Origin of the sequence: Clostridium sp. USBA 49, assembly GCF_900167505.1 — a bacterium.
Classification (GTDB): Bacteria; Bacillota; Clostridia; order Clostridiales; family Clostridiaceae; genus Clostridium_AT; species Clostridium_AT prolinivorans.
In genome coordinates, this window is record NZ_FUYD01000005.1 from 151,595 (window position 1) to 174,996 (window position 23,402).

The following is a 23,402-nucleotide window of genomic DNA, read 5'->3' on the forward strand; positions in this document are numbered from 1 at the left end:
GGCTTTATTAAATAATATAAATATTATTTAAATTACATATATTCAATGCTTACAATTTTACCAAGTTTTCTCATAACTTCGGCTAAATTTTCTACTACAGTAACCTTTATGCTTAAATCTAAAGGGAAATTTGGATTTTGATGAGCTGGATTTATAGCCGTACCTACAAAAAAATTTAAATGAGTGCAATCTTCTATAAGAAGTTTAGCAAGTTTTGAAGCTCCATCTTTACCATTTAAATTGAGAGATATTTTATCTTCTAAAGAGCTATTTAAATAAGATTTTATTTTTTCTAAAGCCTTGCTTAAAGTTAAAACTCCTTCAGTTACTAAATCTAGTCCTCTAATTTTAGCAGTAGGGGGAACAGAATAATCATAATACTGTAGATTAACTTCTATATCCTCTTTAAGCTCTCGTGCAGCTATATTTGCAGCGGTACCTCCACATATAACCTTTTTACCTTCGCTTTTTATAAGTTTTGATATAACAATAGGATCATTTTTAGGATCTTTAGGAGGTCCTGTAAATATATTTACACATTCAGGTCTTCTCATAGTAACTGCAACTACAGTAGTATCATCGCCTGGATTACCTGCATATAAATTTTGACATGTTACCAATAAATCTTTTGAAATATTAGCAGCACATTTTTCTTTAGAAACAAGTCTTTCTAAATAATCAGCAATATTTTCCCATTGCCATCCTAAGTTTAGTATTGCACCTACACCAGCATGTACAGCACCATCACTTACAACAGTTAGTACATCTCCTATATCAAGTTTAAAGTTGCTTTCATTTATAAGCTTATCTTTAATAATAATTTGTTTTTTCTTTGGAGTAGTTATTATATTATTTTTTATAAGAAAATATGAAGGATTATCATATTCAAGAGCATGAACATTTCCGCTATTATCAATTTTAATTATAGTAAAAGTACAATAAGCAAGTTGCCTTATGCTACATACAGGTAGAGTATGGGCTATTGTATCTACCGTTTCATAAAGACTTAAGCCTTCTTTAAGCATGGTGCCTGCAATTTTACAAGTAAGAGTAGAGAGTATGTTGGCTTTAACCCCGCTTCCAAGACCATCTGCCATTACGATTATAATTTCTTTAGAAGTTTTAATAATCTCTACCTTATCACCGCAAAGTTCTTCACCACTTTTGTTTAAACTGTTATATGAAATATCTATAAAAGTATTCATCTATTTTCATTCACCTCGCCAAGAGCTAAGGCTTTTAGTTTGGTTAAAATAACTTTCGTTTCTGCGGTGGTTTCTCCAAGAAGACTTGCAATTTCTTGTGCAACTCTCATTTGCTTTTCTATAACCTTTTGTGCTGCGTCAATTGTTTGTTCTTTAACTCTTGCAAGTTCTCCTTTACTTTTTTCTTCTAAAGTTATATCATTTATTATTGCTAAAAATAAACATTGCTTTTGAAGATATATTATATTTTCCAGTACAATTAAATCTTGATTTTCAAAAAAAATTCTTCTGCCTATTATATTTTTTTTAGTTTCTTTAACTTTATAAAAATCACTATCATCCATAATTAGACAAATAGGTTTACCTATAATATCTTGATATTTAATATTAAACATTTTTTCAGAAGCTGGATTAAAATCTTTAATAAGAAAATCTTCATCTAAAGTAAATATTGCATTTGGTGAAGTTTCAAATACTACATTTGCTATACTTTCTGCTTTGTTTCTTATATAATGTATACACATATTTATTTCAGCCATTCCATCTAATACTGCTTGAGCTTTTTCTCTGCATGTATTATAACCACATACCCCACAATTAAGCTCATCTTTAGGACTAAATTTACCCATTTTTTTCAAAACTTCAGAAATATTCTCTTGAGAAAAATTAGTTTTACATAAAGTTCTAGTTTTAAATGTCTTTGAAAAGTTTATATTTACATCTGTGTTTAAATAATCAGGAATATTTTTTGTAGAATTTTCTTTTATATATTTTTTTACATTTCGCTGCCTTGTAAAAAAGTCCAATTCATTTTTAGGCATAGCAGGACCATTTATACATCCTCCTCTACAAGCGAATGCTTCTACAAAAACTTCACTTATATCATTTTCTTCCATTGATTGAAAAAGCTGCATACACTTATCTACACCATCAGCACTAATAAAATCGTAATTAAAGTTTTTATTTTTTATAAGTTCATATTTAAGCTCTCCCATTATAGGAAAATTCTTTCCAAAGGTTTTAGATGATTTATCAAAATTCATAGGTTCAAGGGAAGTTATATCTATATTTTCTTCTTCAAGCCATTTATAAATTTCATCAAAAGTTAAAACTGAATCTATAATTCCTACATTATCTTCATCAATGCTTTCAAATTTTTTAGAATAACATGGACCAACAAATGTTATAAAGCAATTTTCATATTTTTGTTTCAATATTTTTCCAAGAACAATCATAGGTGAATCTACTGGTATTAAATATTTTGAAAGTGATGGATAATAAGTATTTATCAAATAATTTATAGAAGGACAACTTGTGGTAATATAATTTTTCATATTTTTTGAAAGAGCATATTCTTTATAAAGCTCAGTAACTATTTCTGCACCTAAAGCTACTTCAAAAATTTTGTTAAAACCAAGAGATTTAAGAGCTGCTGCAAATTGTCCTGAGGATTTTAAGTTAAAAGCTCCAGCAAAGGAAGGAGCAACAGCTGCTATTACAGTTTTGTCTGATTTTATAGAACTTTTAATTTTATATACATCTGATTTTATATGTCTTGCATTTTGTGGGCAGACTATAAGACATTGACCACATGTTACGCAACGTTCATTTACTATTTTAGCTTGATCATTTTTTATTCTAATTGCTTTTACAGGACAAGAACGAAGACATTTATAACAGCTTCTGCAATTTGCTTTTGTAAAATTAATTAATTCCATAATAAAACCACCATTTCTTAAATTTTTGTAAGTACCTGTTCTTTTAAGAATTCAGGTACACCATCTGCTTTTAGAGAAAGTACAGGTCCATCATCAATTTTTACAGATACTGCATTAGTACAATGCCCAAGGCAAAATGAAGCTTTAAGTTCTACTTTATCTTTTATATTTAATTTTTCTATTTCGTTTTGAAGTGAAGAAATTACATTATAAGCCCCTTTTAAGTGACAAGCACTACCAATACAAATACTTATAGTAACCATAAAAATCCTCCCAAATTAATCTTTTATATAAATATAACACTTTGTTAAAAAATTATCAACTAAAACAATTTCATTTTGTTAATAAAATACTAAAATTTTAACTATAAAAATTTAAATATAAAAAATAAAACTCCTAAAAGAAGCTTTCATTTAGGAGTTGAAAGAAAATCAAAGTATTTGTTATGTTATTATCATATAATTTTGTAAATACTTTAAAATCATTATAAATTGAAACTTATACTAATCCAAAATATTTCTCAAAAAACTTCGTTAACTTTTCAATAATTCCTTGCTTTTTAACAGCCCTGCCGCCACCAAAGCGTGAAATAGGAGGCATAATTTTATCAATGGTAGTACCTTTTAAAAAAAATTTAAGCTAATTGTATTTATGTGAAAAAATAATTGTAAATCACTATAAATATTGCCAAATTATATTTTTTTTGATATGTTTAAGAAATACATGATTAATATTAATGAGTGCTTTATTTATGAAAAAAAACAGATTATATGTCTTATTTTAGTATTAGTGGTAATCGGTGTTGGTTACACTTTGCTTAACACCTTACATTTGATGTCCAGGTATCAAATGATACAAATGAAAATATAGAAGGGCTAAAGATTGAAATTAATGGATGGGTTATAATAAATTGGACAATACCAATTTGAATATGATGATAATGAATTACAGAAATCATTCATCAGTATTTTTAAACACTTAAATTGGGAAACAAAAGAAATAAAATTACAATCCTTTCAGAATAGGCAGCTGGATTTTGAAGATAATATTTTAATATATCATCAGAAGGAAATCACGCATTTGATTTAAAATCAGGAGGATGCACTTTTGTTTTTCATGCTGTCCAATTCAAAAATAATGAAGCTATATCATTAATTAAGATGCCTATGAATTTTAATATAGTAAATTTGTTTCGAAATAAATTTGATGTTATAAAATATAAAAATGATATTTGGCTAAAAATGGATAATATTATTTTCTTTAGCTTAGCAAATATAAAGTAATCAGCTAAATTTGGAGGGGAACAATGAGTAAATCAAATAAAGTAATTAAATTTTTCTATCTGTATGCAGTATTTTCCAATCTCCTTTTATTTTTACCTGTACTGCTAATGATATATACTAAGAGAAATATTACATCTAGCGATATGTTATTAATAGAGGCTTGTTATTATTTTACAATATTTTTGTTTGAAATTCCCACTGGCTTTATAGGTGATAAAATAGGTCATGATAAATTGGTTGTTTTAGGTTTAATTGGAACAACTGTGTCTTATGTAATTTTTGCTTTTTCATTTAATTTAGTAATGATAATAATATCACAAGTCTTATTAGGTATATTTGGTTCATGTATAAGCGGATCAGATTATAGCAGCTTAGCAACTTATTTAGAAAAGAAAGGTGAAAAAGATGGAATGGAATATCAAAATAAGTTATATAGATTAACAACAATAGGTACGCTTATAAGTTTTGTTTTTTCAGGAATAGTATATAAATTAGATTCAAAAGGAAAGCTTACATTTTTGATAACTGCATGTACATATCTTTTATCAACAATAGCATATATAGTATTTGTTGTGTATAAAAAGAAATCAATTGGTGATATTGAAAATGAATCCATAAATGAAGAGGAAAAGACATTTTCAATATCAACGTTTGAAAGTACTTCTATAGATAAGGACGTTATAATTTGTGGAGTATTAATTGGAATATTATCTGGAAGTTATGTAGTATCTCAGATTTTTTATAATAACTTAAAAATAGATGCTTATTATATAGGTGTTTTATACTGCTTAAGTAATGTTGTTACAATAATCTTTAATAAGTTAAACTTTAAATTTAATAAAACATTAATGTTTTTAATGCCGTTAATGTATTTAACCACAATTTTCAACAATAAAATAGCTTTATTTTTATTTATATTAATTGTTTCTCTAATAAAATCTAAAGTTAAACCATTTATTAATAATTACGTATTAACCCATTCAAAAAATAATAAAGCTTATAATATGTCTTTTGTTAGCTTTATATATAATATAATGAATGCTATATTTATGGTTTCGTTATCAAGAATAATTTATTTCTTTGGGTTTAAAGTTGGAATGATTGGTATTACTATTCTTACTTTTCTATTGTTAATTTATTTATATGAAAAAAGTAGTACAAGTTATAAAATGGAACTTATGAAAGAAATGTGAGTAATTTAGTAAATAGCGTTTAGAAGTAAATGTTTTTTATCACTTTTTTCAAATTAACTGATGTGATAAACTACCTTTATCAGTAAGTAATTTTGAATAATTAATGATTGGGAGATGTAAATATTTTATTTAGAATTTCTAATGACAATGACACCTATTATTCAGGAATGAATCAAAGTTAATAATTTCATTAAAAAACGATAGTTGTTAAGAAAATCCTATAAGCATAGGGATAATTTTAAAATATGGAGCTAATGAGAGGGTATATCCTTGACTTTGAGACTTCCTTGAGAAATCAGGGTTATTTTTTTGTGCAAAAGTTTATATGTTTCCAAAGACATAGTAAGGAAATTATGAAAGTGATATAATTAATCTGTATGAGAATGGGAATACAATTATATTTAAAATATTATTTAGAATAAGAGGGGTAATATTAAGCAAATAATGCACATTGTGCTTAAATATAATGATAATGTATATTCAGTTGATACTATTAGTAATCATAAAGAAATTATAAATGAAAATAATGAGGTAATATGGGGAATTATAAAGCCAAAGGCTGAAAGCCCAGGAATTTCAAAAGATAAAATAAAACAAATAAAAGATCAAATAGAAAGTGGAAATGATACTTATGCTTATTTTGCCACAGGAGGACATATTAAAGCTAAGGGTAAAATAATTGATATTTTGAATAATGAAGAGGTAAAAAGCAAATCTTACTTAGTACCGAGTTATTATAGAGCAGATTTAGATAGATGTATTTCTGGAATAGTGTTTAATAGCATCGAAGATGAAAGTCCTGAAATCATAAATAAATTTCAGCGATATGGAACAGATTCAGGAGATATAGCGTTAGGAAATCAAACAAATCCACTATATATTTCATTAAAAAAAGATAGTGAAAATAACACAGTACTAAAAGAAAAAGAGTTATATGGAGAAGCAGAGCTGGTACATGATAGTTTTCTAAATAATTTTGGAGCAAGGGATTATTTGGAAGATATAATGAAGCATATTAACTCTAAAGGATTTATATATACCTATGAAGAATTAAGTAATTTCTATTTAAGCTTAAAAACCAAACCATTTGTAATATTAGCTGGTATCAGTGGAACAGGTAAATCTAAGCTAGTAAAGCTTTTTGCAGAGGCTGTTGGAGCAACACCTGAAAATAATCAGTATAATTTAATAAGTGTTAAGCCTGATTGGAATGACAGTACGGAGCTTTTAGGATATAAGAATTTAAATGACGAGTTTATTAGTGGTAAGCTTACTGAAATAATAATTGATGCAAGTAAAGAGGAAAATAGAAATAAACCATATTTTGTATGCTTAGATGAAATGAATCTGGCTAGAGTAGAGTATTATTTGAGTGAATATTTGAGTTTAATAGAGACAAGAAGTTTAAATGAAAATGGAAATGTAGTAACAGATTTAATATTTCCTAAATCACTTTGTTTAAAAGATAAGTTAAAAAAGTTAACTATTCCAGATAATTTATATGTTATTGGTACAGTCAACATGGATGATACAACTTTTGCATTTAGCAGAAAGGTACTTGATAGAGCAAACACTATAGAATTTTCTAATGTTAACCTTGAACTTTTAAGTTTTAAAGATGCTAACATTACTTCATATGAAGCCACTAATGATTTTCTTAGAACAAGGTTTATTAATATAAAGGATGCATTAAATAAAGATAAAGAGTTCACGCAAAATATAAATGAAAAAATCATTGAGATAAATGAAATTTTAAAAACTGGAAATAAACATTTTGGATATAGAGTAAGGGATGAAATTGTATTTTATATGCTTGAGAATAAATTATCTGGTCTTCTAAGTGAAGAAGAGGCATTTGACTTTCAAATAATGCAAAAGATTTTGCCAACAATTTCAGGTTCAGATTTAAGTATAAAAGATATATTAATAAAGCTATATAATTATTGCAATCCTAATAATCAAATATCAAATGATATAAATTATATAGCTGAAGCTGAAAAAGGATTAGATTCAGCAATCTATAAGAGAAGTGCTGAGAAAATTATAATCATGTTAAGAGGTTATGAAGATGGCTTTACTTCCTTCTGGCTATAAGAATACTTTAATTAAATTAGATTGTAAAGAAGAATTTGAAATAACAATTCAAGGTGATGTTATAAACAAAAAGTCATTAGATTTAAGGAAAAATATAAATGTAGAAGGACATATTTTTATTGATGGTGAATATGCTGAAAAAACTAAGGTAAAGACAATAACATCATTTGGCGAATTGGTTGAAAACAACAGCAATTTAATGCCACCTACATTTTTTGAAGATGGGAAATATCAAATTGCTATAGAAAGCAAAAATAATAATGAAGTAACTATAATTCATATGGATACAAACTTAGAAAATAACTTACTTGAAGTTGGAAATATTAAAGTTGGAATTATAGAATTTTCATCTGATATAGGATATTCAACATTTGATATTCTAGTTAACGGAAAAAGTATTTTAAGTTTAACTATAGAAGTCTTTCCATCTAAAATAGATTATATGAAAGATTACAAGGAATTAATAAAAGAAGTTAATGATGAGATTTGTGGACTAGCTTTTGAATTCTTAGGAAAAACATATGTTAATACTAAACTTACTGATACAGAAAACCAAAGTAACAGTGAATATATTAATATTTTAAAAATAATATTTGATGATATTGAGAGAGCTTTAAAGAGGATAGAAAGTAATACTAAACACAAAGTGGAAAGTAATTATTTATTGGTAAATTCACATAAAGCAAAGAGAATTTCTAACAAAACTATTGATTACATTAGAAAACATCCTAATAGTCTTATTGAAAATAAAAATGGCAGATTGACTATTAATAATAAATCATATATTCCAGACAAAGTAATAGAAATAAGAAAAGAAACTACTACTAACATTTTTGAAAATAGATATGTAAAATATATGATTACAAGTATAATAAGGAGACTTAAATATATAGAAAAAAGTATCCTTAAAAATTATGATAGTAACAATTCCTGGATCAATTTTATAAGGCAAAAGATAAATATATTGAACAGGCATTTAAAGAAACATTTTAAAAATGTAGATGATTTGAAAGATAAGAAATCAATGACATTAGTATTTCAGATGGCTCCAGGATATAAAGAGATTTATAAAAAATATATTTTGTTAAATAAAGGATTAGATATTGGAAAAGATTTATATAAAATTACACCTAAGAAAATATACAAATTATATGAAGTATGGTGCTATTTAAAATTACATAATATTTTAAAAGACCTTGGGTATGAAGTAACTGAGTATGGTATTGCAAAGTTTAGTGACAATGGATTATATTTTTCTCTGCTGCAAAATGAAGAAGCAAAAATGATATACAAGAATGAGAAAAGCAAATTAGAGTTATGGTATAACAAATCATATTCAGCTCTTCCAACTACAAATCAAAGACCTGATACAGTGCTATGTATAAAAAATGTATCTGATGCAAATGATGATAGAATATATATAATAGAATATATATATTTGATGCAAAATACAGAATATCAATAGATGCAAATGGACAACCTGGACCGGTTGAAGATGATATAAATGTTATGCATAGATATAGGGATTCTATAGTGAGTGAACTTGATAATAATGTACAATTTAAGTATAAAACTTTTGGGGCATATGTAATGTTTTCTTATAGTAATGAAAAACAATTTATATCCCACAAATTCTATAAAAGTATAGAGAAAGTTAACATAGGAGCATTTCCTATGTTGCCAGGAAGTACATCATTAATTACAGAGCATCTGAGAAATATAATAGAGGGAACTAGTCTAGAAGCCAGAAGTAAGAGAGTAGTTTTAGATGAATATGATGATTATAGTAAATTTAAATTAGAAAATGTAATGGTGGCTAATGTTAAGGATGAAAAACATTGCAACAGCTATGTAAAGGGATTATTTTATCATATACCTAAAAAATCATTACTTAATGTTAGAAGCAATATTGAGTATGTAGCGTTTTATCAATCAAATAAATCCTTTAATGAAAGTTCAGGAATAAAGTACTATGGAAAAATAAAAGATATAATTGAGTATAAGAGAAGTGAATGCAGAGAAATAGAATGCAGAAAAGGAGCTGAAAATGAAGAGTACATTAGAATAAATTTTGAATGGATAAAGGAAATACCTAAAATTGAACCAATCCAATATGGAACGCAGATTGTAACATATACAACGTTATATTTATTGTTAAATGCACAAAATACACATGAGTTAAAGTATAAAAGTAATTTAGAAGTTTTAGTGTATAAGAAGATTAAAAAAATTGCAGATAAACATAATTACAGTATTAGAAAGATTAATAATTGTTATCATATAAATAATAGAATTATACAAATAATAGAAGATAAAATTATTAAAGTTGATGGCGTGATAGTAAAATTCAGTGAATTAGAGAATTATGTTTAAGAGTAAAAATGATAAATAACTATCTATTATGTAAGCAAATAATGAAATTCTGAATAATTATAATTATGTTAGTTCAAGGAGCACATTTTTCATATAAAGTTTTTTACTACAATTGGAATATTGAAGCTTATTAGAAAATGGATTTACTTAATTAGATATAGAAATTATTATCTTGTGCTTTATATTAAAAAATGCAAATGAATAACTAAAATATGATAACACAGATATACATGATTATATAAAAGCAATAACCACCGATTTATTTACAGTCGGTGGTTTCACTATATCTTTCCTAAAAAATTAGAATTAGGTATATAAGGAACATTTAATTTGTGACCTCTGTTATTTAGTAGCTGTGCCTTTATCATAGCAAGTTCTGTATGGATTTATGTCAATAGTGTAAACATATTTTTTCGAACAAATTATGAAATTTTCTTGGCTAGCTCCTCGCATTTTTGAGGGGTAATATATCCAATACTACTGTGAATTTTTTTTCTGTTATACCAGGACTCTATATATTTAAATATTGCTAATCTGGCAGTATCAAAATCATAGTATTTAACTTTATTTACTTCTTCCTTCTTAAGAGAGGCATGAAATGACTCTATGGAAGCATTATCATAAGGGCAACCTTTTCCACTAAAAGAATGTGTTATAATTTTAGTTTCTGATATATACTTTTCAAACTCTAGGCTTGTATACTGACTTCCAAGGAGTGGTTCTTTAGGTTTTTGAAGCAGCACGGCATTCTTAACAGCTTGCAAAGCAAGAGCTGTATCTATATTTTTAGAAATATCATATCCTATAATTTTTTTGCTGTATAGATCCATAACGGAAGCAAGATAGCACCATCCATCTTTAATTGTATGGATATAAGTTATATCAGTTACCCATTTTTCATTAATTGTGTTTGTAGAAAAGTCCCTCTTTAAAACATTTTCTTTATTGTCTATTTTACTTTTTGAAGTTGTAGGTCTAAATTTTTTCACAATAATAGATTTTATCTCTAATTTTTTCATAAGTCTTTGAGTTCTTTTTAAGCTTATTTTTATTCCTTCACCTTCAAGGGTCTTATTTATCTTTGGTGCACCATAAGCTTTACCACTAGTGTTATAGATATCTATTATTTTATTTTTGATGATCTCATTTTCTTTTTCTCTTTTGCTAGTCTTTCTATTTAAATATTTATAGTAGGTACTCCTAGAAAACTATAATACTTCACACATAAGGTTAATATTATGATTTTCTTTATTATTAGTAATAAATTGAAATACACTAGTTATTTCTTTGCGAATATGGCCATGGCTTTTTTAGTATTTCATTTTCTTCCTCAAGTCTAGCCATTTTCTTAAGTATTGCCTGATATTCTGCTGATGTTACAGTTGTATCTTTATCCACAGTTATTGGCTTTACTTTCTTAATTCATCCTGATATTGTTGATTTTGACAGGCCATATTGCTATTTAACTCTGCTAAAGTTTTACCTGAATTATAAAGTTCTACTATAATATTTTTATATTCTTCTGTATAATATTTTCCTCTTCCCATTGTAGACACATCCTCTCATGTTTTTTATTTTAATGTGTTCGAACTTTTGTGTCTACACTAATATACTAACACCATTATGCTTTAATGTCCTAAATGTAGCTTTCTTTTCCTCTTATAGAAATTTCTCCAGATATGATTTTTTCTATATTACCATTAGAATATTTTACTATAAGTTTTCCTTCTTCATCAATATCTATAGCTTTTGCAGAAACTTTTTCTCCTTTATTTATTATTATTATTTCACTGCCTAAAATAGCAGAATATTCCCTGCATATTTTTAAAGAAGACTCTATATCATTATTATTTATAAATTTATTATACAAAATTTCGAAATTATTCAATATTTTAGCGGTAAGTATTTGACGATTAATTTTATTATTACTTTCTATTTTTAAAGAAGTAGCTATATCTTTTAAGTCATCAGGGAATTCTTCTTTGTCTGCATTTACATTAATTCCAATTCCTACAATAACATGATGTATATTTGTAAGTTCTGCGTTCATTTCTGTTAATATACCACATACTTTTTTGTGATTTAGAATTATATCATTAGGCCATTTTATTAAAGCTTTTATATTCATTTCTAATAAAGATAAAGTTACTGCAGCAGCAGCTATTTGAGTAATCTTAGATGCATCTATAGGATCTAAATTTGGTTTTAAAATAATAGACATCCATATTCCTTTATATTTAGGAGATATCCAATGTCTTCCAAGACGTCCCTTCCCATTTGTTTGTTCTTCACTTATTAAAACAGTGCCATGGGAATTTTCATCATCAGCTATTTTTTTTGCTGCATTATTAGTAGAATCAATAGAGTTAAAATAAATAAATTTTCTTCCAATAACAGAGCTGTTTAAATAAGGCTCTATTTCTTCTAAAGTTAATAAATCAGGAGAAGATTTTAATTTATAGCCTTTATTTGATACAGCCTCTATTTTATAGCCTTCTTCTTTTAGCTGTTTTATATGTTTCCATATAGCACTGCGGCTTACCCCTAATGTACGGCTTATATATTCTCCAGATAAAAAATCATTATTATTTTCTTTAAGTAATTTTAATATTTGTTTTTTCAATTGTATTACCGTCCTTATTGTATTATATAATTTTAGTGATTATTTAAAGATTGCTATTTACCACCTGTTGCATAAAACATTATATTTTCTCGTGTTGCACTGTCGCCTTTAAGCATTGCTGCAATATTTCCATTATATAATACCATTATTCTGTCACACATTCCAATAACTTCATCTATATCAGAGGAAATAAGAATTATTGAAACATCTTTGGTAACCATTTCATTCATTATATTATAAACATCAACTTTTGAAGCTATATCTATACCTTTTGTAGGTTCATCTAAAATAAGTATTTTAGACTTAGACATAATCCATTTTGCAAGAACAACTTTTTGCTGATTTCCACCACTTAAATAGGCAATTTTATTATTCACTGTACCTGCATTTATTCTAAGTCTTTTAATATATGAATTTGCAATTTTGCTTTCAATTTTTTTATCTATTATATGTTTATTAGAAACTCTAGAAATATTAGGAGCACTTATATTTTCATGTATATTTAGGTACATAAAAAGATCGTTAAAAATTCTATCTTCTGTAACATAGCCTATTCCGGCTTCAATAGCATCTTTAGGAGAATTAATATTTACCTTTTTATTTTCTATAAATATTTCCCCAGAATCTAATTTATCAATGCCAAATAAGGATTTAGCTATCTTTGTTCTTCCTGAACCAACAAGACCTATTATTCCTAAAATTTCACGTTTTTTAAGAGAAAAATTTATATTTTTAATTATATTATCAGAACTAAGATTATTAACTTTTAAAACTTCTTTTCCGATTTTAACATGAAGTTTAGGATACCTATTTTTTAATTCCATACCTGTCATCATATGAATTATATTGTTAACTTCCATAGATTTTACTTCTTGGGTACCTATTATCTCTCCGCCTCTTATAACTGTTATTTTATCTGCTATTTTGTGTATTTCTTCAAGTTTATGAGAAATATATATTATAGCAGCACCAGATTTTTTTAACTCTTCTATTATTTTAAAAAGAAGATAAGACTCTGAGTCGGTAAGTGAAGAAGTTGGTTCATCCATTATAAAAATTCTAGCATTAGAAACATAAGCTCTGCATATTTCAACAATCTGTTTTTGGGCTAGATTTAGATCTTTAACTATACTTTTGCAATTTAATGAAAAGCCAAGTTTATTAAAAAGATCTTCACAAAGAGAATACATTTTTGATTTGTTTATTGTTTTTAAAAGCTTATTTGAATATGGTTTATTATCTATAAAAATATTTTCTGCAACAGTAAAATTTTCAAACAAAGAAGAGTTTTGATGAATCATTGCTATTCCTAATTTTTTTGCATCTATAGGAGAATTTATAGAAACAGGTACATTATCAATTAAAATGTCTCCACTGTCTTTTGGATAAGCTCCCCATATAACATTCATTAAAGATGATTTTCCTGATCCGTTTTCTCCCATTAAAACATGAACTTCACCACCGTAAAATTCAATAGAAATATTTTTTAAAGAAAAAAAATCAGATAATTTTTTATTGATATTTGATAACTTAAGTACTGGAGATAACATTTTAAATACCACCTTCATAAGAGTTAAAAGCAGTATAAAGCTTTATATTGCTTTCAAAATAATATTTTTTATATAAATCAGGTATAGAAGGGTTTGTTATTATCTTATCAGCTATATTTAATTGCCCTATTTGAGAAAAAGCAATATTATCAAAAGCTTTATATGTACAAACTATTATTTTTTCAGAAGTAATATTAAGCATTTCCCTTATTACAGATGCCCTATCAATACTTTGCACTGTATATCCTCTTTGAGTACTTACTCCTTCAACTTCAATAAATGCTTTTGATACAAAGAAATTTTTTAAATTTTCTTCAGTAAGTTTTCCTGTTAATGTCATTGTAGAAAGATCCAAATCTCCTCCAGGTACAATAACTTTAGTGCTTGGATTAGCAGTAAATTCAGAAGCAATATTAAGATCATTAGTTAGTACTGTTAAGTTCTTTTTATTTATTATTTTTTTTGCAATATATAAGTTTGTAATACCTGGACTTAAAATTATAACATCATTATCATCAATCATATGAAAGGCTATTTCACTTATTTCAGTTCTTTGCTCAATAAAAGGGTCAGATTCAGTTTCGTTTAAGTTATCTTCAGTAAAGTCATTATCTTCATTTATAATTGCACCACCGTGAGTTCTTGTTAAAAAATTTTCATTTTCTAATTTTTCTAAATCACGTCTTATAGTAACTTCAGATACATTAAGCATAGCACTTAAATCTGAAACATTAATATGTTTTTTATCTAAAAGTATTTTCTTTATTATTCTCAATCGTTCAGGAGCAAACATAAAATCCTCCTTGGGAAATTTATTAAAAAATATATTTTCTTTAAAATTTTTAACAAAATGTATTTAGCTTTTATTATGTAGAATAGCTATATGTAGCAATTAATTTTATTATACATAACTAAATAGCATATTACAATGATTATAAAATATTACATTTAAATAAAAAAATAAAACATAAAAATAAAAAAATATATGAAAAAAACAACGAACAAATTCAAAAGCATAAAAACATAAAAACAAAAAATAATAATATATTTTTTAAAAATATATTGTATTTTAGTTTCGAATGTGATAATATTTGATTGTAAACGAAAACAAACGAAAATTTCTGAAAATTATGGATAGGGGGAATTATAATGAAAATGAAAAAAATTTTATCTTTACTTATTGCTAGTTCATTATCTTTTGGATTAGCAGCATGTAGTTCAAAACCGGCAGATGCACCAGGAACTGGTTCATCAAAAGATGCAAAAACAATAGGTATAGCAATGCCTACAAAATCTTCACAAAGATGGATTGACGATGGAAATAATGTAGTTAAAGAACTTGAAAAACTTGGATATAAAGCAAACCTTCAATATGCTGAAGATGTTGTAGAAAATCAAGTATCACAAATAGAGAATATGATTACTAAAGGAGTAGACCTTTTAATTGTAGCTTGCATAGATGGTGAAGCATTAACAGATGTATTAGCAAAGGCAAAAGATGCTAATATTCCTGTTATATCTTATGACCGTTTGATTAGAAATACGGATGCTATAAGTTATTATGCAACTTTTGATAATTTTAAGGTAGGAGTTTTACAAGGAGAATATATAGAAAAAGCATTAGGATTAAAAGAAGGCAAAGGACCATTTAATATTGAATTATTTGCAGGTTCTCCAGATGATAATAACTCAAACTACTTTTTTAAAGGTGCTATGTCAATATTACAGCCTTATATAGATTCAGGAAAATTAGTTGTTAAAAGTGGACAAACTGATTTTAACCAAGTAGCAACATTAAGATGGGATGGAGCTACTGCACAGTCTAGAATGGATAACATATTGAGCAAAAATTATACTAAAGATAAATTACATGCAGTATTATCCCCTTATGATGGTATAAGTATAGGTGTTATATCCTCTTTAAAAGGTGTTGGATATGGAACTCCAAATCAACCAATGCCAATAGTTACAGGACAAGATGCTGAAATTCCTTCAATTAAATCAATAATAAAGGGAGAACAGACACAGACAGTATTTAAAGATACAAGAGAATTAGCTAAGAGAGTTGTTAAAATGGCAGATGCAATTTTAACAGGAAAAGAAGTAGAAGTTAATGATACAAAGACTTATAACAATGGAGTAAAAGTTGTTCCTTCATATCTTTGTGTTCCTGTTTCAGTTGATAAGAATAATTATGAAAAAGAATTAATAGAAACAGGATATTATACTAAAGAGCAATTAGCTGAGTAATAAATATTTAAAACATAATTTAGTGATTGCTTTATGCCATCACTAAATTATTTATAATATTGTAGGGAGATGATTATTATATGTCGGATACCATTTTAGAGATGAGAAATATAACTAAAACATTTCCAGGGGTAAAGGCACTTAACAATGTAAATTTAAAAGTAAAAGAAGGAGAAATTCATGCTTTATTAGGTGAAAATGGGGCTGGCAAATCAACTCTTATGAAAGTATTGAGCGGCGTATATCCACATGGAACCTATACTGGAGATATTTTTTTTAAAGGGAAAAAGTGTGAGTTTAAGGATATAAAGCAAAGTGAAAAGTTAGGTATAGTTATAATTCATCAAGAGCTGGCTTTAATACCTTATTTATCTATAGCAGAAAATATATTTTTAGGTAATGAACAGGCTAAAAAAGGAATTGTAAATTGGAACATTACTATAAATAAAACAAGGGAATTACTTAAAAAAGTTGGATTAAATGAGCAGCCAACTACTTTAGTTACAAATTTAGGTGTTGGTAAACAGCAGCTTGTTGAAATTGCAAAAGCTTTATCTAAAGAAGTTAAATTGCTTATATTAGACGAGCCTACTGCAGCGTTAAATGAAGATGATAGTGAAAATTTATTAAATTTATTGTTAGAGCTTAAAAAGCATGGAATTACTTCAATTTTGATTACTCATAAACTTGGAGAAATATCTAAAGTTGCAGATTCTATTACAATATTGCGTGATGGTTCAACAATAGAAACATTAGATATGAAAAAAGATAATGTAACTGAAAATAGGATTATAAAAGGAATGGTTGGGAGAGATTTAGTAGATCGTTTTCCAAAGAGAAAAAGTAATATAGGAGAAGTTATATTTGAAGTAAAAGATTGGACTGTATATCATCCTTTTAACGAAGATAGAAAAATTGTAAACAATGCCAATTTTAATGTTCGTAAAGGTGAAATTGTTGGTATTGCAGGGCTTATGGGAGCTGGAAGAACAGAGCTTGCCATGAGCATATTTGGAAGATCATATGGAAAAAGAATAAGTGGAAAAATAATAAAAAATGGCAAAGAAATTGATGTAAGTACAGTTAATAAAGCTATAGAAGCTGGTATAGCCTATATTACAGAAGATAGAAAAGAATATGGATTGATTTTAAATGATAATATAAAGGAAAATGCTACTTTAGTTAATTTAAATAAAGTTTCAAAACATTATGTTATTAATAACAATGAAGAAATAATTCAAACAGAAAATTTACGTAGAAAGCTTAATATTAAATGTTCAAGTATACTTCAGAAGGCAGGAAATTTAAGCGGAGGAAATCAGCAAAAATTAGTTTTAAGCAAGTGGATATTTGCAGAACCAGATATATTAATTCTAGATGAACCAACAAGGGGTATAGATGTAGGTGCAAAATATGAAATTTATACTATCATAAATCAATTAGCTAATGAAGGTAAAGCAATAATATTTATATCTTCTGAACTTCCAGAAATACTTGGAATGTGCGATAGAATTTATGTTATGAGTGAAGGGAAAATTACTGGTGAGCTTAATAAAGATGAAGCAACACAAGAAAAAATAATGAAATTAGTTATTAATCATGGGCAGGGGGTACAATAAATGGAGAACTTAAAAGATTTATTTAAAAAAAATATTAGACAATATGGTATGTTAATTGCACTGATATCGATAATGATATTTTTTCAGATTGTATCAAAAGGAACTTTATTAAGACCGTTAAATATAACCAACTTAATATTGCAAAACAGTTATATTTTAGTACTTGCAATAGGTATGCTTTTAGTAATAGTAGCATTTCAGATAGATTTGTCTGTTGGATCAACAGCCGCTTTTATAGGAGCTGTTTCAGGAATACTTATGGTAAAAATGAAGCTTCCTGTTATTCCTTCAATTTTGATATGTTTAGCAATAGGAGCAGTTATAGGAGCTTGGCAGGGATTTTGGGTTGCTTATGTAAAAATACCTGCATTTATAGTTACTCTTGCTGGTATGCTTATATTTAGAGGACTTACTATGGTAACTTTAAATGGTACTTCTATGGCACCTTTTCCTAAAGAATTTCAAAAAATAAGTTCTGGTTTTGTGCCTGATATTTTTCATGGAAAAGAAATACACATAACAACTATTATTATAGGTATAATTTTTACAGTTGTATATATATTGTTTGAAATTTATAATAGAAACAATCAAAAGAAATATAATTTTGAAGTTATTTCCCAAAAATTCTTTATAGTTAAAATAGTTTTAATTTCAGCTGCAATAAATGCCTTTACTATTACCTTAGCTAAGTATAAAGGAATTCCTAATGTTCTTATATTGCTATTTATATTAATTCTTATTTATTCATTTGTAGCTAGCAAAACTATTTTAGGAAGACATATATATGCACTAGGTGGTAACGAAAAAGCAGCAAGACTTTCTGGAGTAAAAACAAAGAGAAATGTATTTTTGGTTTTTGTAAATATGGGCATGCTTGCAGCACTTTCAGGGCTTGTATTTACAGCAAGATTAAATGCAGCAACACCTAAAGCAGGTACAAATTTTGAACTTGATGCTATAGCGGCTTGCTATATAGGTGGAGCTTCAGCAAGTGGTGGAGTTGGTACTATAATTGGGGCTATCATAGGGGGACTCGTAATGGGAGTTATGAACAATGGTATGTCTTTAATGGGTATAGGAATTGATTGGCAGCAAGCTATTAAAGGTTTAGTTTTACTAATTGCTGTAGCTTTTGATATTTTTACAAAATCTAAGAATTCATAATATTAAAATATTAATAAGTAAGAAAAGGTTTCCTGTGACAAACCTTTTCTTACTTTATTTGTAAATTTTGTTTGTGGAACATAAAAGACATTTACATAATTGATATAAAACTGGTATACTTAACAATATGGAAAACGTTTATGTATAAAATTATTTTTATATAAGGGGAGCTTAACTATGAATTCTGATATAGGAATTAAAAGAAAAAATTTAAGCTTTAGAGCCAAAAAACTGTGGAAAAAGATTAATTCTTTTAGAGAGGCTACAGTATTATTTATTATATTAATAATTATTATTGTACTAAGTATCCTTTCACCTAATTTTTTAACAAAAGATAATTTAATGGCAACAATAATAGGATTTTCTACAGATGGTATTATAACAGTGGGAATGACAATAGCATTAATTTCAGGAGGTTTTGATTTTTCTACAGGAGCAGTTATGGCTTTAAGCGGCGTAATTGCTGGAGCCTTATTTACAGCAGGTATAAATATTTGGATTTCATGTTTTATAGCTTTAATTGCAGGTGTATTATGTGGATTTTTAAATGGATTTTTTATAGGTAAAGTTGGGTTAAATCCTTTTATAACAACTTTGGCTGTTATGAGTATAGTTAGAGGAGGATCTTATGTTCTTACTCAAGGTTATCCTATATCATTATTTGGGGTTCCTAAATCTTTTGAATTTTTAGGACAAGGTAAAGTTTTAGGACTTCCTCTTATAGTTTTTGTATTTTTACTAATAACTATTATAGGAGATTTTATGGTAAGGAAATCTGATATTATGAGAAAAGTATTTTATACTGGAAGTAATGAAAAAGCAGCCATTCTTGCAGGAATAAATACTTCTAAGCTTAAAATACAAATTTATATGTTAGTAGCTTTATTGTCAAGTATTGCTGGAATACTTAATATGGCAAGATTTACTGTTGCTGTTCCTACAATAGGATTAGGTACTGATGTTAGTATGAGATGTATTTTAGCAGCAATTATTGGTGGAGCAAGTCTTAGTGGAGGAGAAGGAAGTATTTTGGGATCCTTTCTTGGACTGGTTTTTATAAATTTAATAAATAACGGTATTATACTTTTAAATGTACCTGTTTATTGGCAGGATTTAATAAATGGCATTATTTTGATTGGGGCTGTTACAATAGATTATATAAGACATCAAAATAGAATTAAAAATTTAAAAGTAAAATCAAATTTTTAATTTTATTTTGTTTAAAAGTCATATGGAGGGACTTTTTATGTTAAATAAGAAGAAAAATATTTTATTTATGACATCTTTATTTGCTGCTTTAATTATTGGAATAAGTGGATGTGCTAAAAAAAATGAATATATTCAAAGTGAAAAATCATATAGTCCTATGGTTGGAGATAAAAATGAAGAATATTATATGATAACTTTTCAATCTGGTATGGAGTATTGGAAAAGTGCTTATAGAGGGTTTGAAGATGCCGGGAAATTATATGGAATTAAAACAGTTTACACAGGTTCTATTCAATATGATATAAATCAAGAAGTAACAATTTTAGAACAAATTATTGCTAAAAAACCTGCAGGAATTGCTATATCGTGTATAAATCCAGATGCTTTAGCTGCACCTATAAATAAAGCTGTAGATTTAGGAATACCTGTTGTTACTTTTGATGCAGATTCTCCAAAAAGTAAAAGATATTCAACACTTGCAACTGATAATGAATATGCTGGATATGTTGCGGCAAAAACTCTTTCAGAGCAGATAGGAGAAGATGGAGGTGAGGTTGTTATAATAACTCTTCCAATGCAGCAAAACCATGAGCAGAGGGCTGCTGGATTTAAAGAGGCATTAGAAAAAGAATATAAAAATTTAAAACTTATTGAAATTGGAAATGGTAAAAGTGATCCAACAGAGGCTGCAAAAGTACTTTCAGTTTTTTTTCAGCTTCATCCTAATATTAAGGGAGTATTTTGTACAGATGCTACTAGCGGGGTAGGAGCTGCTACAGCTGTAAAAGAAGCCAACAAAGCAGGTCAGGTTAAGATAGTAAGTTTTGACACTGAAAAAGGAACTTTAGATGCAATTAAATCAGGAATTATTTCTGCTTCTATAGCTCAAGAAACTTATGTTATGGGTTATCAATCAATGAATTTTTTATATCAGCTTAAACACAATTTAATAAATCCTTCAAAAGATTGGAAAAATAAAAAAATAAATCCTCTTCCACGTTTTGTTGATACAGGAGTAAGTGTTGTAACTAAGGAAAATGTTGATTCTTTTTACGAAAAATAGTAATATAATAATATTTCATATGAAGTATTATATTACAACATTTTGAAAGGAAGTATGAAAATGAAGATAGTTGTTATTGAACCATTAGGAATTTCTGAAGAAGAAATTAGAAATATAGCAAAACCTATTACAGATAAAGGACATGAACTTATAATATATAATGATAAAATTACAGATACAGATATTTTAAAAAAAAGAGTTAAAGATGCAGAAATTTTAGTTTTAGCTAATATGCCTTTAAATGGTGAAGTTATAGCTTCTGATGAAAAGTTAAAAATGATTTCTGTAGCTTTTACAGGAGTTGATCATTTAGATTTAAATGTATGTAAAGATAAAAATATAATGGTATGTAATGCGGCAGGTTATAGCACATCTTCAGTAGCAGAATTAACATTTGGACTTATATTTTCAGTTTTAAGGAACATAGTTCCTTTGGATAAATTAGTAAGAGAAGGTAAAACTAAAGATGGTTATAGCCAAACTGATTTAGATGGAAAAACTTTAGGGGTAATAGGAACTGGTGCAATAGGTTCAAAAGTAGCAGAAATTGCTTTAGCTTTCGGTTGCAGAGTAATTGCATGGAGCAGAAGTGAGAAAAAAGAACTTAAAGATAAGGGAATTAAATATGTATCTTTAGATGAATTATTAAAACAAAGCGATATAGTTACAATTCATACACCATTAAATGATTATACAAAAGGACTTATAAGTGAAGAAAAAATTAAACTTATGAAGAAAAATGCAATACTTATAAATACTGCAAGAGGCCCTATAGTAGATAATAACGCATTAGCAAAGGCACTTAAAGAAGGTAAAATTTCTGGGGCTGGAATAGATGTATTTGATATGGAACCTCCTATACCTTCTGATTATCCTCTTTTAAGTATACGTAATGCTGTATTAGTACCTCACATTGGTTTTGCTACAAAAGAGGCTATGATAAGAAGAGCTAATATAACTTTTGAAAATATTAACAAATGGTTAGAAGGTAAACCTCAAAATGTAATAAAATATTAATTAAAAATAAAAAGCAGAATTAAGAATTCTGCTTTTTTATGTTATAATTTGTTTAAGAGATAGAAATATTTTTAAATCATTACATAAACTATTTTTATATAATGATTTTATAAAAAGGAGAGATGATACAAATGAGCATAAAAGATATAGCAGATAAATTAAAAAATGCTTCATCAGAAAAAGAAGCAAAAGAAAATAAAGAAGAAACTAAAAATAAAGAAGCAGAAGAAAATAAAGAAGTAGAAGAAGAAACAAAAACTGTAAATGATGAAACTCAAAATAATGAAATTGTAAATAATGAAACTCAAAATAATCTTGAAAGTTATGAAGATGCTGATAATTCAAAAGAAGAAAATAAACCAGTTAACATTAAAACTATGATTGTAAAAGAAGAAGAAAACAAAACTTATGAAGATAGAAAAAACAACATAAAAGAGGCAGCTAAAGTCATTGCAGGAATTGGAGTTGTAACAGCAGGCATTGTGGCAGCTATATTAAAATCAAAAAAGAAAAAATAAAATTCTAAAATTTAGTTTAAATAGCTTATCCTATGGAAATAATTTAAATATAAATTTCAGGGGAGCGTGATGTTTATGGTTAAAAAAATAATTATAGGTGTTGGTACTTTGGCAGCAGCAGGATTTGTAAGTATGGTAGGTTATATAAGGAAGAAGTATAAGCCATTATACAAATAATTAAATAATTAAAAAGGAGCCTTTTGCATATAACTATTTACTTATTTTGCAAAAGGCTCCGAGCCTGCAAAAAATTTTGTGTAAACTGAATAAAAAGCACTCTTTCTTGGCAAGAATTTGGATAGATAATATACCAAATATTTACAAGAAGGAGTGTTTTTTATGTCGAATATTTCTAAAGAAATTTTAAGAAATTATGTTAATGAGCAGAACTTTAAAAGTCCTAATGATGTTTTAGCTGCTATGAAAGAATTATTTAAAGAGGTACTGCAAGAAGCATTAGAAGCAGAAATGGATACACAGCTTGGATATGACAAGTATGATGTTACTGAAAAACAAACCTCAA

Annotated in this window: 17 protein-coding genes and 2 pseudogenes; 12 read left to right on the forward strand and 7 right to left on the reverse strand. The window is 27.1% G+C overall.

Annotated elements, in window-relative coordinates; translation table 11 throughout:
- Positions 1 to 32: 32 nt before the first annotated feature.
- The 3 genes from B5D11_RS06985 to B5D11_RS06995 are packed head-to-tail and all read right to left on the reverse strand — an operon-like array spanning position 33 to position 3,186.
- Positions 33 to 1,205 (reverse strand): SpoIIE family protein phosphatase, encoded by a 1,173-nt coding sequence (locus tag B5D11_RS06985; protein ID WP_078682330.1) that lies wholly within the window; start codon positions 1,203 to 1,205, stop codon positions 33 to 35.
- The gene (locus tag B5D11_RS06990; protein ID WP_078682331.1) at positions 1,202 to 2,923 is read right to left on the reverse strand and encodes a [Fe-Fe] hydrogenase large subunit C-terminal domain-containing protein; all 1,722 of its coding nucleotides are present in this window, start codon (positions 2,921 to 2,923) and stop codon (positions 1,202 to 1,204) included. Before B5D11_RS06990 ends, B5D11_RS06985 begins: the two co-directional genes overlap by 4 nt.
- Positions 2,924 to 2,940: 17 nt before the next feature.
- A complete protein-coding gene (locus B5D11_RS06995; RefSeq protein WP_078682332.1) occupies positions 2,941 to 3,186 on the reverse strand; it encodes a (2Fe-2S) ferredoxin domain-containing protein in 246 nt (81 codons plus the stop codon).
- A 1,043-nt stretch (positions 3,187 to 4,229) separates the two neighbouring features.
- Between B5D11_RS06995 and B5D11_RS07005 the strand changes: the two genes are divergently transcribed.
- The 4 genes from B5D11_RS07005 to B5D11_RS12940 all read left to right on the forward strand — a co-directional run bounded on the left by B5D11_RS07005 (position 4,230) and on the right by B5D11_RS12940 (position 9,866).
- Positions 4,230 to 5,399 (forward strand): MFS transporter, encoded by a 1,170-nt coding sequence (locus B5D11_RS07005; protein ID WP_078682333.1) that lies wholly within the window; start codon positions 4,230 to 4,232, stop codon positions 5,397 to 5,399.
- 453 nt (positions 5,400 to 5,852) lie between these two features.
- Positions 5,853 to 7,493, forward strand: coding sequence for an McrB family protein (locus tag B5D11_RS07010; RefSeq protein ID WP_180376970.1), 1,641 nt, complete (start codon positions 5,853 to 5,855; stop codon positions 7,491 to 7,493).
- Entirely contained in the window at positions 7,468 to 8,958 is a 1,491-nt protein-coding gene (locus B5D11_RS12935; protein ID WP_180376971.1) for a DUF2357 domain-containing protein, read from the forward strand. Before B5D11_RS07010 ends, B5D11_RS12935 begins: the two co-directional genes overlap by 26 nt.
- Complete coding sequence (locus B5D11_RS12940) at positions 8,955 to 9,866, forward strand: nuclease domain-containing protein (RefSeq protein WP_278320344.1); 912 nt, start codon at positions 8,955 to 8,957, stop codon at positions 9,864 to 9,866. Before B5D11_RS12935 ends, B5D11_RS12940 begins: the two co-directional genes overlap by 4 nt.
- Positions 9,867 to 10,288: 422 nt before the next feature.
- On the opposite strand, the pseudogene B5D11_RS07025 reads toward B5D11_RS12940, so the two are convergent.
- From B5D11_RS07025 to B5D11_RS07040, 4 genes and pseudogenes are all read right to left on the reverse strand, one after another.
- Positions 10,289 to 11,413 (reverse strand): annotated as a pseudogene (locus tag B5D11_RS07025) (IS3 family transposase).
- 89 nt (positions 11,414 to 11,502) lie between these two features.
- Entirely contained in the window at positions 11,503 to 12,489 is a 987-nt protein-coding gene (locus B5D11_RS07030) for a biotin--[acetyl-CoA-carboxylase] ligase (RefSeq protein ID WP_078682337.1), read from the reverse strand.
- A 53-nt stretch (positions 12,490 to 12,542) separates the two neighbouring features.
- Positions 12,543 to 14,039 (reverse strand): sugar ABC transporter ATP-binding protein, encoded by a 1,497-nt coding sequence (locus tag B5D11_RS07035; RefSeq protein WP_180376972.1) that lies wholly within the window; start codon positions 14,037 to 14,039, stop codon positions 12,543 to 12,545.
- A gap of 1 nt (position 14,040) precedes the next feature.
- Entirely contained in the window at positions 14,041 to 14,832 is a 792-nt protein-coding gene (locus B5D11_RS07040) for a DeoR/GlpR family DNA-binding transcription regulator (protein WP_078682339.1), read from the reverse strand.
- Between the two features lie 356 nt (positions 14,833 to 15,188).
- On the opposite strand from B5D11_RS07040, the gene chvE reads away from it, so the two are divergent.
- From chvE to B5D11_RS07080, 8 genes and pseudogenes are all read left to right on the forward strand, one after another.
- The gene (gene chvE / locus B5D11_RS07045; protein WP_278320343.1) at positions 15,189 to 16,289 is read left to right on the forward strand and encodes a multiple monosaccharide ABC transporter substrate-binding protein; all 1,101 of its coding nucleotides are present in this window, start codon (positions 15,189 to 15,191) and stop codon (positions 16,287 to 16,289) included.
- A gap of 80 nt (positions 16,290 to 16,369) precedes the next feature.
- The gene (gene mmsA / locus B5D11_RS07050; RefSeq protein WP_078682340.1) at positions 16,370 to 17,908 is read left to right on the forward strand and encodes a multiple monosaccharide ABC transporter ATP-binding protein; all 1,539 of its coding nucleotides are present in this window, start codon (positions 16,370 to 16,372) and stop codon (positions 17,906 to 17,908) included.
- Positions 17,909 to 19,072 carry a multiple monosaccharide ABC transporter permease gene (gene mmsB / locus B5D11_RS07055; RefSeq protein WP_078682341.1) on the forward strand — a complete coding sequence of 388 codons (1,164 nt, stop codon included), beginning with the start codon at positions 17,909 to 17,911 and terminating at the stop codon, positions 19,070 to 19,072.
- Positions 19,073 to 19,249: 177 nt separating this feature from the next.
- Positions 19,250 to 20,281 (forward strand): ABC transporter permease, encoded by a 1,032-nt coding sequence (locus B5D11_RS07060; protein ID WP_078682342.1) that lies wholly within the window; start codon positions 19,250 to 19,252, stop codon positions 20,279 to 20,281.
- Positions 20,282 to 20,318: 37 nt separating this feature from the next.
- On the forward strand, positions 20,319 to 21,344 hold the full coding sequence (locus tag B5D11_RS07065) for a substrate-binding domain-containing protein (protein ID WP_078682343.1): 1,026 nt from the start codon (positions 20,319 to 20,321) through the stop codon (positions 21,342 to 21,344).
- Between the two features lie 60 nt (positions 21,345 to 21,404).
- A complete protein-coding gene (locus tag B5D11_RS07070) occupies positions 21,405 to 22,361 on the forward strand; it encodes a 2-hydroxyacid dehydrogenase (protein ID WP_078682344.1) in 957 nt (318 codons plus the stop codon).
- Positions 22,362 to 22,492: 131 nt separating this feature from the next.
- Entirely contained in the window at positions 22,493 to 22,879 is a 387-nt protein-coding gene (locus tag B5D11_RS07075) for a hypothetical protein (protein WP_078682345.1), read from the forward strand.
- Between the two features lie 339 nt (positions 22,880 to 23,218).
- A pseudogene (locus B5D11_RS07080) lies at positions 23,219 to 23,402 on the forward strand (IS256 family transposase); the annotation flags it as partial.